This window comes from Dankookia rubra, from assembly GCF_004355005.1.
Classification (GTDB): domain Bacteria; phylum Pseudomonadota; class Alphaproteobacteria; order Acetobacterales; family Acetobacteraceae; genus Paracraurococcus; species Paracraurococcus ruber_A.
The window spans coordinates 17,356-30,720 of the sequence record NZ_SMSJ01000027.1 but is presented as its reverse complement, the minus strand read 5'-3'; the positions used below and the strand labels follow the sequence as shown (position 1 = coordinate 30,720).

The 13,365-nt window shown below is 71.5% G+C and carries 11 protein-coding genes; 2 read left to right on the top strand and 9 right to left on the bottom strand.

Annotated elements, in window-relative coordinates:
• The first annotated feature begins 276 nt into the window (after nt 1-276).
• Nucleotides 277-1,464 (top strand): fatty acid desaturase, encoded by a 1,188-nt coding sequence (locus E2C06_RS18860; protein WP_133290165.1) that lies wholly within the window; start codon nt 277-279, stop codon nt 1,462-1,464.
• Nucleotides 1,465-1,671: 207 nt separating this feature from the next.
• On the opposite strand, the gene E2C06_RS18855 is transcribed toward E2C06_RS18860, so the two are convergent.
• The 4 genes from E2C06_RS18855 to E2C06_RS18840 all read right to left on the bottom strand — a co-directional run bounded on the left by E2C06_RS18855 (nt 1,672) and on the right by E2C06_RS18840 (nt 7,183).
• The gene (locus E2C06_RS18855; protein ID WP_133290164.1) at nt 1,672-3,030 is read right to left on the bottom strand and encodes a sensor histidine kinase; all 1,359 of its coding nucleotides are present in this window, start codon (nt 3,028-3,030) and stop codon (nt 1,672-1,674) included.
• Nucleotides 3,030-4,229 (bottom strand): FIST signal transduction protein, encoded by a 1,200-nt coding sequence (locus E2C06_RS18850; RefSeq protein WP_165982490.1) that lies wholly within the window; start codon nt 4,227-4,229, stop codon nt 3,030-3,032. Before E2C06_RS18850 ends, E2C06_RS18855 begins: the two co-directional genes overlap by 1 nt.
• Before the next feature lie 64 nt (nt 4,230-4,293).
• Nucleotides 4,294-6,051: a response regulator gene (locus tag E2C06_RS18845; RefSeq protein WP_165982489.1), complete on the bottom strand. Its 1,758-nt coding sequence runs from the start codon at nt 6,049-6,051 to the stop codon at nt 4,294-4,296.
• A 268-nt stretch (nt 6,052-6,319) separates the two neighbouring features.
• Nucleotides 6,320-7,183 carry an isocitrate lyase/PEP mutase family protein gene (locus E2C06_RS18840; RefSeq protein WP_133290161.1) on the bottom strand — a complete coding sequence of 288 codons (864 nt, stop codon included), beginning with the start codon at nt 7,181-7,183 and terminating at the stop codon, nt 6,320-6,322.
• Between the two features lie 174 nt (nt 7,184-7,357).
• Here E2C06_RS18840 and E2C06_RS18835 point away from each other — a divergent pair, with 174 nt between their 5' ends.
• Nucleotides 7,358-8,452 carry an LLM class flavin-dependent oxidoreductase gene (locus E2C06_RS18835; RefSeq protein WP_133290160.1) on the top strand — a complete coding sequence of 365 codons (1,095 nt, stop codon included), beginning with the start codon at nt 7,358-7,360 and terminating at the stop codon, nt 8,450-8,452.
• Between the two features lie 148 nt (nt 8,453-8,600).
• On the opposite strand, the gene E2C06_RS18830 is transcribed toward E2C06_RS18835, so the two are convergent.
• The 5 genes from E2C06_RS18830 to E2C06_RS18810 form a co-directional block, all read right to left on the bottom strand.
• On the bottom strand, nt 8,601-9,011 hold the full coding sequence (locus tag E2C06_RS18830) for a Zn-ribbon domain-containing OB-fold protein (protein WP_206664590.1): 411 nt from the start codon (nt 9,009-9,011) through the stop codon (nt 8,601-8,603).
• Complete coding sequence (locus E2C06_RS18825; protein ID WP_133290159.1) at nt 9,011-10,168, bottom strand: thiolase C-terminal domain-containing protein; 1,158 nt, start codon at nt 10,166-10,168, stop codon at nt 9,011-9,013. Before E2C06_RS18825 ends, E2C06_RS18830 begins: the two co-directional genes overlap by 1 nt.
• 202 nt (nt 10,169-10,370) lie before the next feature.
• Nucleotides 10,371-11,198, bottom strand: a complete 828-nt coding sequence (locus E2C06_RS18820; RefSeq protein WP_165982488.1) for an IclR family transcriptional regulator — start codon at nt 11,196-11,198, stop codon at nt 10,371-10,373.
• Between the two features lie 130 nt (nt 11,199-11,328).
• Nucleotides 11,329-11,985 carry a hypothetical protein gene (locus tag E2C06_RS18815; RefSeq protein ID WP_133290157.1) on the bottom strand — a complete coding sequence of 219 codons (657 nt, stop codon included), beginning with the start codon at nt 11,983-11,985 and terminating at the stop codon, nt 11,329-11,331.
• Nucleotides 11,986-12,079: 94 nt separating this feature from the next.
• Nucleotides 12,080-13,327, bottom strand: a complete 1,248-nt coding sequence (locus E2C06_RS18810; protein WP_133290156.1) for an aminopeptidase — start codon at nt 13,325-13,327, stop codon at nt 12,080-12,082.
• Nucleotides 13,328-13,365 lie beyond the last annotated feature (38 nt).

The window sequence follows — 13,365 nt, the reverse complement described above, 5'->3', positions numbered from 1 at the left end:
GTCTCCTGCAACCACAAGGCGGTGCATTCACTCGAATCAATACAAGGGATGTTTTTTGAGCCGTTTCGATAGCCAATAACCGCCAACCGAAGCCTCCGCCGCAGTCAACACAGCAGCCATCCCGAGTCGTTCGCGTGACGCGAGGCAGACAATTGCGGCGGCGGCGCGATCAGGATCCGGTTTGACCAGGATGGCTACAACAAACGATTGAGATTTGTTGCTACTCGTTCGTGTGGCGGAGGCATCGCGCCTCTGCGGCACGAAGGAGAATGCACAGTGACCGTACTAAATGCATACACGATAGCGGAGTCGCCGCTCGTCTCCATTGGCGCGCCGGCCGATCCACGGACCCGCATGGCGGCGCGACTTCCCGCCTTCGTCCAGCCCTTCCTGACCTGGCTGACCGCGAAGCCGGCCCCGGGCGAAGCGGCACCGGGCCGCTCCGCCACCGCCTTCATCCTGGGCGCGCTCGCCTGGACCTTCGGCGGCTGCCTGCTGTCCGCCCTGCCGCTGGCCCTGGCCAACCCGCCGCTGCTCGCCTGGCTGCTGCTGCCGCTGGGACTGCTGGCGACCTGCTGCGGCCTCGGCCTGTTCCAGGTGGTGGTCTTCCATCATTGCTCGCACGGCACGGTGCTGAAGACGCGCGAGGCCAACCGCCGCGCCGGCCGGCTGATCTCCGCCCTGCTGCTGTTCAAGCGCTTCGAGGACTACCAGCGCGAGCACATGATGCACCATAGCCCCAACAAGCTGCTGACGGAGGAGGACGAGTTCGCCGACTTCGTCATGGGCATGTGCGGCCTCGAGCCCGGCGTGCCGAAGCGCGAGCTGTGGCGCCGGGTGCTCGTCAACTGCGCCTCCCCGGTCTTCCATGCGCGCTTCCTGCAGCGCCGGATGCGGGCCAGCATGTTCACCGGCGACCGCGCGCACGACCGGATGAGCCGCGGGGCCTGGATCGGCGCCTTCGCCCTGGCGGCTGTCACCGGCATGCTGCCGGCCTTCCTGGTCGCCTGGGTGCTGCCGGTCACCGTGCTGCTGCAGGTGGCTACGGTCTTCCGCATTCTCTGCGAGCACCGTTTCCCCGAGCCGCAGGTCATCTGCCTGCGCGACCGCAATTTCGTCTGCCACGCGACCGCCGGCGTCTTCCCGGGCAGCGCCCCGCCAGACCTCTACGCCACCACCCTGAAAGGCGCCCTGCGCTGGACCGCCTGGTGGGCCGAGATGCTGACCGTGCAGCTCTTCGTCCGGCTCTTCGTGCTGGTCGGCGATGCGCCCTGCCACGACTTCCACCACCGCAAGCCGGCGACCCGCCGCTGGGCCGACTATATCCATGCCCGGCAGCAGGACCTCGATGCCGGCTCACCGGGCTTTCCGGCCGGGTATTTCGAGAACTGGGGGCTCTTCGCCGCGATAGACCACAATCTTGACAGCCTTGCCGCCACGCGGCCGGAGGCGCTGGGCCGTTAAGGCACGGCAGCTTTGCAGGCCTGCGTCGTCCCAGGCCCGGCTGGCCGCCCCGGGCCCGGGCGCGGCCGCCGGGCCGGTCCCGCCACGCGCACCCCCGGCCGACCTCGCCGGCGGGTTGGCGTCCATGCCTGGACGCCGGTCCGCCGCGGCGCGTGCTTTCCAAGCCGCTGGTCGCGTCAGGGCGGTCGTGCCCTGGTGCGGTCCGTCCTAGGTATCGAGCCGCTCGCGCACCCGCTCGGCCGGCAGCCGCGCCACCACTGTGGTTCCCTTGCCGGGCATGCTCTCGATCGTCAGTTCGCCGCCATGCGCTTCCAGCAGCCGCTTGGCGATGGGCAGGCCGAGGCCCGCCCCGCCGAAGGCCCGGACCGCCGAGGGATCGAGTTGCTGGAAAGGCTCCAGCGCGCGGGGGATGTCCTCCGGCCGCATGCCGACCCCGGTGTCGCGCACCGTCACCGCCGCGGTCCCGTCCTCCGCCCGCTCCGCAGTGACCTCCACCAGCTGGCCGGGCAGCGAGAACTTCACCGCATTGCCGAGCAGGTTGTGCAGCACCTGGCGGAACCGCACCGGATCGATGCAGATCTCGAGCGCCGGGTCCACCGGCATCACCCGGATCTCCACCTGCCGGCTGTGGCTTTCGCCCGAGGCGAGCGCCACCGTGCTGGCCAGCAGCTGGTCCGCCGAGAGCCATTCCGGCGCCAGCGAGGGCAGCGCCTGCTCCAGGTAGGAATAGTCAAGGATGCCGTCCGCCAGCTTCAGCAGGTACTGCGCGGCTTCCAGGATCAGCGCCGAATAACGCCCGCGGTCGGCCGGGCTCGGGTCGTAGCGCGAGCCGGGAACCATCATTTCGGAATAGCCGACCACCGCGTTCAGCGGGGTGCGGAGCTCGTGCGTCAGCGTTGCCAGGAAACGCGCGCGGGCGGCGCTTGCCCGTTCCGCCACCGCCTTGGCGGCGCGCAGTTCCATTTCCGCCTGCTTGCGGAGTACGATGTCGATATAGACCGAGAGCGCACCCTCGATGAATTCCTGGTCGCCGGCCTCGAAGGGCCGGCTGACGTTGCTCTCGGACCGGCTGCCGAGGATCAGCGCCCGCCCGGTCGGCTTGTCATAGGCCCAGAGCAGGTAGGGCAGCCGCAGGATGCTGGTGAGTTCGTAGGCCAGCGGCTCGATCGGCGTCCGCGCCGTGGTGAAGAAGAACTCCGGCGGCGAGGGGATCATGATCGGCTGCTTGGTCGCATCCGCGCCGGCACCGATGGCGTGGATGACCCGGAAGGATTCGCCGCCCTCGTCCTCCCGCAGCAGCGCCGCGCCGTCGCAGAGCGCGTTCTCGATGATGATCTCGAGCATCGGCACGCCGATGTCGTTCGGCGTCCAGTCGCCGTCGGCCAGCCGGTAGGCCTCGCGGATCAGCTTGGCCACGGTGCGGCTGCGGCGCGCCTCGCGGAAGGTCTGGCTCTGCTCCTCCTGCAGCCGCAGCAGCCGGGCACCAAGGTCGTTGCACTCGCGCCGGTAGTAGGCCAGCTCGCGCTCGAGCTGGCCGACCAGCAGCCCCTGCGCGTTCTCCGACATCAGGCGCGCCTCCGCAGGACGGTCAGCACGCCGGTCCAGTCGAGCGGCCGGCTCAGCCCGCCGGCGAAGGGAGCGACCTCGACGCCGGAATAGAAGCCGAGCAGCGGGATCGAGGCGTGCAGCCCCTTCTGCACCAGCTCCGCCTCCTCGACCGGGGCTCCGCTGCGGGCGCTGCCGCGCCCGGCGCAGTCGATATAGAGGCCGAGCAGCGATTGCGTCCCGGCAACCGCCCGGTTCATCTCCTCGACGCCGCGCTTCACCGATTCCAGCATCAGGGAGTTGTCGCGGCTCATGATCTGCACCCGCGTGCCGCGGGCGAAATCCTGCTCGAACAGCGTCACCGAGCCGGTCTCGGGATTGGCGCGCAGGATCAGCCGGTTGACATAGGCATTCTCGTCATACGGCGCGAAGGGGTCGCCCTGCTTCTCCCCGAGCGTCGCGGTCAGCGTCAGCTCATGCCCGCGCGAACCGCCGAGCGGCAGGCCCAGCATGCGCTCGATCACCGTCAGCGCCGGCCGGCCGTCCAGCTCGTAGACCTCGGCGCCGTCGATGCGGGTGATCTCCATGAAGGTGCTGACCGGCCGGCAGCCATGCATGATCACCGTCTCGGCCTGCAGCGACGGCGGGAAGACCAGGGCGATGGCGGCATGCTTGACCACGTCGTCGCCGTCGAACACCCAGCCGCCGGCGAGGTTCATGTCGGTCAGCAGCCCGCCGCCCAGCAGGCAGACTGGCCGCGGGCCGAAGCCAGCATGGAAGCCGTCGACGATCGAGCTGGCCGGATGCAGCCGCAAGGGCGAGGTGGTGGCGACGCTGTCGAAGAACAGCATCACTAGGTCGCCGTCCCGGGCAATCCGCGCCGCGCCGGCGCCGAGTTCCTGGCCGGCAGCCCGCTCATCGGCCAGGAGCTGGCGCGTCACCACCGCCTGCGGCGTCACCGCGGGATCGAAGAAGGCGACCAGACCGAGCTCGAACCCGCTATAGCCGAACCCATTGCGGCCGACGGCGCCGGCCGCCGAGCCGCCGAAGACCGGCACCTCGCCGAAGGCGGCGCGCAGGGCGGCCCGCACCGCATGCGGGTCGTGCTTGCCGCCGCAAAAGGCGAGCAGCAGGTGCGGGTTGCCGGTCCCCAGGGCGGAGACGCAGGTCCTGACCGCGGTGGCAGGATCCGAGTGTTTGGCATAACCGACGCTGATCAAACAGGATCCCTCCCGGGGCGGGCCGCGGCCTGCGGCAGCATAGCGCCGGATCTCCGGCGCAGGGTCATTGGCCAGCCACGGCAGGAGCGCCGCCCTCGGCCCTGGCGCCGCCCGGCGGAACGGCAAGCCCGGCCAGGCATTCGGAGAGCTCGGACGGCGAGACCGGCTTCCGTAGCAGGGCATAGCCTCCCCGCGCGGCCATCGGCGCCAGATCCGCCATCCGCCCGGTGCCGGTCAAGAGCACGGCGGGCAGGTCGGGACGCCTCTGCCGGGCGGTCTGGATCAGCGCGGCGCCGTCCATCCCTGGCATGGTCAGGTCGGAGATCAGCAGATCGCAGGGCTTGCCGGCATCGAGGTAGACCAGGGCCTGGCCGCCATCCTCGGCCTCCTGCACCTCCCAGCCCTCGAACCCCAGGCATTCCGCCAGGAAGCGTCGCATCATCGGCTGATCGTCGACGACCAGCACCCGCCCGCGCGTGGCGGGCAGCGCCGCGTCGGTGACTCGCTGTTCCACCGCGCAGGGCAGCCAGAGCGACACGGTGGTGCCGCGCCCCGGCGCGCTGCCGATCCGCATGGCCCCGCCGGATTGGGAGGCGAAGCCATCGGCCATGGAAAGGCCGAGCCCGGTGCCCTTGTCGCGCGGCTTGGTGGTGAAGTAGGGCTCGGCGGCGCGGGTCAGGGTCGCGGGATCCATCCCCATGCCGGTGTCGGCGACCCAGAGGCGGACATACTGGCCGGGCGCCAAGCTGACCGGCGGCCCCCCGGCCATCCCCGCCGGGCCTGCCGCAACCTCCTCGACCGCTGCGCCGAGCGTCACCGTGCCGCCGTCCGGCATGGCGTCACGCGCGTTGACCGAGAGGTTGATCAGCGTGGTCTCAAGCTGTGCCCGGTCGACCCGCAGCGCCGGCAATGCCGCCGGCGAATCGACCGCGACCCGCACCCCCGGCCCGATTGCATTGGCCAGAACGGCACGCAGGTTGCGGAGCAGCTCGGTGGGATCGACTTCCGTGGCGCGCAGCTCCTCCCGCCGGGCGAAGGCCAGCATGCGGCGCGAGATGGCGGCGCCGCGCTCGGCCGCCTCGCGCAGCCCGGCCAGCAGCCGGGACGCGCCGGGCACGGCCGCGGCGAGCGCCGTGCCATGCCGCTTCTCCAGCAGGGCGATGCCGGCCAGGACGGCGGCCGAGGCATTGTTGAAGTCGTGCGCCACACCGCCCGACAGCTGGCCGAGCGCTTCCAGCTTCTGAGTATGGCGCAGCCGGTCCTGCGCCGCCGAACGGGCCGCCGCCTCGGCGGCGAGCTGGGTGGTGCGCTCGGCGACGCGGCGCTCGAGCGTGGCGTTCAGCTCGCGCAGCGCGGCCTCGGCCTGCTTGCCCTCGGTGATATCGAGGTTGCAGCCGACATAGCCGACCAGCCCGCCGAGCGGGCCGATCTTCGGCGTCGCCTCGCAGCGGTGCCAGCGGAGTTGCCCGCCGACAGTGCGGACCCGCAGATCGGCGTGGAAGGTCAGGCGTCCGGCGATGCAGCGGGCGAGCCGGGCGCGGAAGCCATCCAGGGCCTCGGGCACCAGGATGCGGCCCCAGCCACCATCGCGCAGCTCGGCGGCGGTAATGCCGAAGACGGTCTCGAAGCGGCGGTTGGCATAGACCGGCGCGCCGTCCGCATCGGTCGCCCAGATCAGGGTGGGTGCCTCGTCGGCGACGCCAACGGGGTCGAAACCGGGCTCGTCGGCGGCATGGCTCGCCGGTCGCTGCGCCAGGGCTCCGTCGGCCGGAGGCCGGGCGGGGTCCGGTCGGGTCTCCGCTTGGCAGGCTACAGGTCGCATCTGCGATTGCATCGGTAGCCGGTGCCCGAATGGATTGCGCGCGACGTCGCGACTGCACAGAAGCTTTTACGTTAGCATCAAAGGCGTTTCTCGCCAAGAAGTAACGGTGCCCGCGCGCCTGCCCGGGCCTGCCGCCGGGCGATGCCGGCGGGCCGGAATGGTGCTCGGGAGAGGCCTGCACCAGCAAGCCCGGCAAAGGCAGGGGCACGGACCGTTTCGGCCCGGACGGGCGGCTCCGTCGCCCTGCTTGCCGCCCGACCCGGTGCGCTCAGCCGCCGAGGATGAAGGGCTTCGCCGCGGCGTCGTAGTCGCCATAGCCGAGCAGGTCGCGCAGGGCGGCCGGCGGCATGGCCCCGGCCGCGGCGGATTGCCCGGCGCGCAGCGCCTCAAGGCCCGCCTGCATGCCGGCGGCCGCGGGGGAGAGCATCCCGGTCGGGAAGGTGCCGATCTTGAAGCCGAGCGCCGCGGCCTCAGCCGAGGTCGGGGTCGCCCGGGCGCCGCCGGGCGAGAGCACGGAGAAGGATGGCTTGCCGCCGGTCGCCGCCACCGCGCGGCGCATCTCGTCGTCGTCGGCCGGGCTGTCGAGCAGGAAGATGTCGGCGCCCTCGGCGGCGAAGATCTCGATCCGCGCCACTGCCTCGTCGATCCCTTGGGTCGGCCGGCAATCGGTCCGCGCGAGGACCAGGATGCCGCTGTCCTTCGCCGCCTGCACCGCGGCGCGGATCTTCATCCGCGCCTCCTCGCGCGGCAGGCAGGGCTTGCCGGCGCTGGTCAGGGCGCGGGGGGTGATCTTGTCCTCGATCAGGATGGCGGCGGCGCCGGCCTGGCCATAGGCGCGCACCGTGCGCTGCACGTTCATCGCGTTGCCATAGCCGTGGTCGCCATCGGCCAGCACCAGCAGGTCCGGCGCGGCCCGGTGCACCATGACGAAGCTGTCGAACATCTCGCCGAAGGAGATCAGGTCGAGATCCGCCCCGCCGAGCCGGCTTGCGGCGCAGCAGGAGCCGGAGAGGAAGGCTGTCCTGAACCCAGCGGCAGCCGTCATCTTGGCGCTCAGCCCATCCCAGACCGCGGGCATGACGATGAAGCCGGGCTCGGCCAGCAGGGCGCGCAGGCGCTCGGGTGCGGTCATGGGCGGGTCTCTCCTCGGGGCGTTTCCCGGCGGCCAGGATAGACCGGTTCGCCAGCAGGGCCAGGGGTGCCGGAATGGCGATGGTTGAAGCCTGCCCGGCAAGGGCGGTAGCGTCGCGGCAATGGCGCGGCGGCATCGACAGCCCCCGCGCCGAACGAACAAGGGAGCGACGCCATGGATGTCGGCATGATGCTGCTGTTCAGCAGCTATGGCTGGGACAACATCAAGGACAGCCAGGTCTGGCAGGAGGAACTGCGCTTGGCGCGGATCGCCGCCGACAGCGGCTTCGACTGCCTCTGGTCGGCCGAGCACCATTTCGCCGACTACTCCTTCGTGCCCGACAACATCCAATTGATGACGCACCTGGCCGCGGTCTGCCCCGATGTCGACATCGGCACCGCCGCCGTCATCCTGCCCTGGCACGACCCGCTGCGCGTCGCCGAGAATGCCGCCGTGCTCGATCTGCTGAGCAATGGCCGGCTGCGGCTCGGCCTGGGGCGCGGCCTGGCGCGGCGGGAATTCGAGGCCTTCCGCATCAGCATGGACGAATCCCGCGAACGCTTCGACGAAGCCGCGCCGATGATCATCGAGGCGCTGCGCACCGGCTTCATGGAAGGCAATGGCAAGCACTACAGGCAGCCGCGCGTCGAGATCCGGCCGCGGCCGGAGCGCAGCTTCGACGGTCGCCTGTATGCCGTGGCGTCGAGCGAGGATTCCGTCCATTCCGCCGCCAAGCTCGGCGCCCACATGGTGATGTTCGCCGACCGGCCCTGGGAGATGCGGCTGCCGGTGATCGAGCGCGGCCGGCAGCTGCACCGGCAATACCACGGCAATGAGCAACCGGCGCTGATGATGACCGAGTTCGTGGTCTGCGGCACCGACCTGGCGGCGACCGAGGCCGAGGCGCTGCAGTACCAGGGCAAGTTCGTCGAGAGCAACTTCTACCACTATGAATTCCTGGGCGAGCATTTCCGCACGGTGAAGGGCTATGACTCCTACCAGCAGAAGGCTGAGATCGCCCGCCAGGCCGGGCTCGCCGGCGCGGTGAAGGGGTTCATGCAGGCCGCGAGCTGGGGCACGCCCGATCGCATCCTGCGCGGGCTCGAGGAGCGCCGCCGGGTGATCGGCGAGTTCGAGCTGAACGTCGCCTTCCGCTTCGGCGGCACGCCCTTCGAGGTCGCGGAACGGGGCTTGCGGCTATTTGCGAAGGAAGTGCTGCCGGTGCTGAAATCCTGGGGTCCGGCGGCGCCGACCCGGGCGGCGGCCTGAGCGCGAGGCAAGAAGGTCGGGAGGAACAAGTGTTTCCTCCCCGAGCCCCTCCATTCCTTTGTGTGAGCCGGCGCTCGTCGCGCGGCGAGTGCCAGATTCACAGAAAGAGATGAGGTGTCCGGGGAGAAAACCTTCTCACCGGCCTTCTTCAGCCGGCGGGTCGCAGCACCGGCAGCACCAGTCCCTCGCCCGCCGGCTCGAAGCCGATACGCAGCGGCAGGCCGAGCCGCAGCACCGCCGCACCGCGCAACTGCGCCACCAGCCGTACGCCCTCCGCGAGATCGGCGGTCGCCAGCACATAGGGCAGCTCGGCGCGGAAAGCGGGGTGGTAGGGATGGTGCGCCACGGTCCAGCTATGCAGGGTCGCCGCGCCGCTCGCCTCGACCCAGTCGGCGGCGAAGGAGTGGCAGGCATCGCAGAGCGGCCGCGGATAATGCCGCACCCGGCCGCAATCGGCGCAGCGCTGCAGCACCAGTCGCCCCTCGGCCAGGCCCTGCCAATAGGGACGGCTCTCCGGCGTCGGCTCGGGCACCGGCTTGCTCGGCATGGCGGTGATCATCAGGCCCTCGCCATGATGGCGATGGTGCCGTCGCCGAGGTCGCCATAGCCGGTCACCAGCCCGACCTCCGCATCCGCCACCTGCGCCCGCCCGGCCTGGCCGCGCAGCTGCCGCACCAGCTCGACCACATGGTTCATGCCCGCCATGTGCGACTGCGAGAGCAGCCCGCCATGGGTGTTCACCGGCAGCCGGCCGCCGAGGCCGAGCGCGCCGCCCTCGACAAAGGCGCCACCCTCCCCCTTGCCGCAGAAGCCGAGGTCCTCCAGCTGGCACAGCACGATATAGGTGAAGCAGTCGTAGATCTCGGCGACGTCGATATCGGCCGGGGTCACGCCCGCCATGGCGAAGGCGCGCGGCGCCGCCTTGGCGAGGCCGAGCCGCGTCATGTCGGGCCGCTGGGTGATGGTGCTCGGGCTGTCCGGATGCCCCTCGGCCAGGCCGGTCAGCAGAACGCGCGGCTGGCGCAGGTCGCCGGCGGCATCCGCCTTGCTGACCACCACCGCGGCGGCGCCGTCGCTCTCCAGGCTGCAATCCAGCAGCCGCAGCGGGTCGGCGATCATGCGCGAGGCCTGGTGGTCCTCGATCGTCATAGGCGCGGTCATGGTCGCATTGCCGTTGAGGATGGCGTGCTGCCGCGTGGTGACGGCGATCTCCGCCAGTTGCCGGCTGGTGGTGCCGAACAGCTCCATGTGCCGCCGCGCCATCGGCGCATAGTACTGCGCCGGGGCCAGGGCGCCGACCGGCGCCTCGAACTCGCCGACCGTGCGGAATTGCGGCATCTGGTGGATGCGGGCGCCGATCCGGCTGCCGGTGCGCCCGGTGCGGCCGAGCGGCAGCAGCACGTGCCGGCAGAGCCCGGCCGCGACCGCCGCCGCGGCGCACTGCACCGCCGCCACCGCGCCGGCGCCGCCGAGCGGCGTGGTGGTTGAGAAGCGCAGGTCGGGGATGCCGAGATTGGTGACGAAATCCTCGGCGACCGTGGCGCCGAGCCCGATCGGCATGACAATGCCGTCGATCTCGGCGGGCCGCAGGCCGGCATCGGCGATCGCCGCGAGGGAGGCTTCGAGCTGCAAGGTCAGCACGCCGCGGCCGCCGGCGTCGCGCGTGTAGTCGGTTTCACCGATGCCGGTCACGGCCGCCTTGCCGCCGAGCGTCATGACGCGGGCTCCTGCGCTATCGGGGCGGAATTCGGGAAGGCGAACCGGGCCGCGGCACGATCGCCGCGGCCCGGCGCCCGAAGGCGGAACATACTCACTCCCTACGCGGCCGCTTGCGGTTGCACGACCGATTTTTCCGTTGACCGGAAATTATCTTCCGCTCAAGGGGACCACGCGCTCAACGCCGGGTCAAGCCCCTGCTTCATTCCGCAGCACGAATGGCAAGGATGGGGCGCATCCTGCCCTCGATTTCGGCAGTTGCGGATCGCACCAGCCGCAGTACCTCGGCCAGCCGCGGCGGCGCCAGGCGGCTCGGGACGGCCGCGAGGCTGAGCGCCGCCACCGGGTCGCCATCCCGGCCGAAGATCGGCAGGCCGATGCCGCTGGTGCCAGGCACCAGGTCGTGCACCAGGGTATAACCGTCGCGGCGGGAGGCCTCGATCCATTGCCGCACCCGCGCCTCGTCCACCCCGCGCGCGGTGCGGCCGGCCTGCTGCTCGGGCAAGGCCAGCAGCCGCTCGATCTCCGCCCGGTCGCGCAGGAAGGCGAGCAGCGCGACGCTGCCGGCGCCGAGCCCCAGCACCCGCCGGTCCCCCGGCTTCACCACCAGGGCACGGACGGGGTGGGCGCCCTCGATGCGGGCGACGCATATCGCCATGTCGCCGGAGCGCAGCGTGAGGTAGACGGTATCCCCGGTCGCATCGCAAAGCGCATGCATGACCGGCCGCGCCACCTCTGCCAGGCCGAAGCGGTTGCCGGCGGCAAAGGCCCAGCCGGCGAGCCGCATGCCCAGCACGTAGCGGGCGCCGGGACCATCCTGCTCGACGAAGCCATGCGCCGAGAGCGCGGCGATCATCCTGTGGGCGGTGGTCTGGCTGAGGCCGGAGAGCCGCACGACGTCGACGAAGCGCAGCCCGGTGCCGCCGGCGGCCGCCAGCGCATCGAGGATCGCGGTGGCGCGGCCGAAGGATTGTTCCAGCCCGCGTTCGCCCGGCGTGATGCCCTGCGGCATCGCGGCCTTCCCAGCCATGCCCCGCGCGTCCTCCTGCCAGTCCGCCCCGCCGCGCCGTGCCGCGGAATCGTTCCGACCGGCGGAGATGGCGTGCCGGCACGGGCAGACAAGGGCCCGTCGCGCCCTGCCCGGGCTCAGGAAAGCCCGGTCAGAACAGCCCCGCCTGGCGCCGTTGCAGCGGGGAGGCCGGCTTGCGCCGCGGCAGCGCCGGCACGGCCGGCGGCGGGCCGCCCGGCACATGCGGCGCCGGGCCGGCATAGCCGTCATCGGCGATGAGCCGCAGCTGCTCCGCCGCGCCGGCAGAGGCTGCCGGCAGGTCCAGCGGAACCGGCCAGAAGCACTCGACCCGGTCCTCGCCCCGCAGCGCCAGGAAGACCACGCGCTCGACCCGGCCGCCCTCCCCGGTCTCGACCGCGAAGCGGAAGACCAGGCCCTCGGCGGCTTCCTCGCCGAGCGCGAGGCAGAGCTGCTCGGCCTCCATCTCCTGACGCTTCAGCGTGCGCTCGGTCGGTTCGTCCGCGGCGCCGCGGTAGAAGCGCACCGGCACGCCCTGCCCGTTCGAGCCGATGACGAAGACGAAATGCGCGCTGTCGTCCAGCACCTCGAGCCAGGGATACTCGCCCGACTGCGCCGCGCGCTTCAGCCGGTGGCGGCCGAAGGCGAAGGCGCGGCAGCCGACCGACCAGGGATCGTCGCCGAGTTCGTAGCTCGCCATGGCCAGCGCGTCGCGCCGGGCATTGGCGAGCATGCGGCCGCAGATGCGCAGGCGGTCCTCGGTCAGGGCCGGATGGAAGTCCCACGGCATCTGCGCGGGTTCGGCGGACGGCGACTCGGCGGCGTGATCCATCCCGGAAGCATAGCACCGAGTCGGGCCGACTCGCACGCCCGCCGGAACGCCCCTAGCGGACCCATTCGCCCCGGCGCATCAGCGGCTCGGCCCGGCCCTCGGCATCCAGCCCGTCCACCTCGGTCTCGGCCGAGCCGATCATCCAGTCGACATGGATCAGGCTGCGGTTGGCACCGGCCGCGTCCAGCGCCTCGGGCGACAGCGCCTTGTCGACGAAGCAGCGCGAATAGGCCTGGCCGAGGGCGATGTGGCTGGCGGCGTTCTCGTCGAAGAGGGTGTTGAAGAACAGCAGCCCGCTGCCGGCGATGGGGTTGGAGGCCGGGACCAGCGCCACCTCTCCCAGCATCCGCGCGCCCTCGTCGGTGGAGATCATCCGCTCGAGCACCGCCTGGCCGGTGCTGGCGCTGGCCTCGGTGATCCGCCCGGCCTCGAAGCGGACGCGGATGTCCCGAATCAGCGTGCCCTGGTAGGCGAGCGGCTTGGTGGCGGCGACCACGCCCTCCGTCACCCGTGCATCGGGGGTGGTGAAGACCTCCTCGGTCGGGATGTTCGGGTTGCCGGTGATGCCGTTCTTCGCGGTGGAGAGCCCGCCCATCCAGGCATGGCCCGCGGCCAGCCCGACCTTCAGGTCGGTGCCCGGGCCGCGGAAGCGAAGGGCGGCGTAACGCCGCTCGTTCAGCATCACCCGCCGCGCCATCAGCGCCGCGTTGTGCGCCGCCCAGGCACCGACCGGGTCCGGCTGGTCGGCGCGGGAAGCCGCGAGGATCGCGTCCCACAGGCGCGCGACGGCCTCGGCCTCGGGCAGGTCGGGGAAGACGGCGGCGGCCCAGGCCGGCGTGGCGGCGGCGACCAGGGTCCAGTTGATGGCGGTGGCGGTGATCAGTTCCAGCGCCGGGCGATAGGCCGCGGAGCGGGCGCGGTTGGCGCGGGCCACCTTGTCCGGGTCCTGGCCGGCCAGCAGTGTCGGGTCGTCGCCGACAATGGCCAGCCGCGCCGCGCCGCGCCGGAAGGCCTTCGCCATCCCGTCATAGAGCCAGCCGGGCGCGGCATCGAAGCTTTCCTCCGGCGCATGGCGGTAGCGGGCCAGCGCCGCCTGGTCGTCCGAGAAGAAGGTCGTCACCAGAGAGGCCCCGGCGCGATAGGCCTGCTCGGTGATGCGGCGGGACAGGTCGATCGCCTCGACCGGCGCGGTCATCACCAGTTCCTGCCCCGGGGCCAGGTTGAGGCCGACCCGGACGGCGAGTTCCGCCAGGCGGTCGAGCCGAGGATCGGCGAGGCTGCTGCTGGGATGCGTATCCATCGGCGTGCTGTCCTTCCGGTGGCGGCTGCGATGACCGA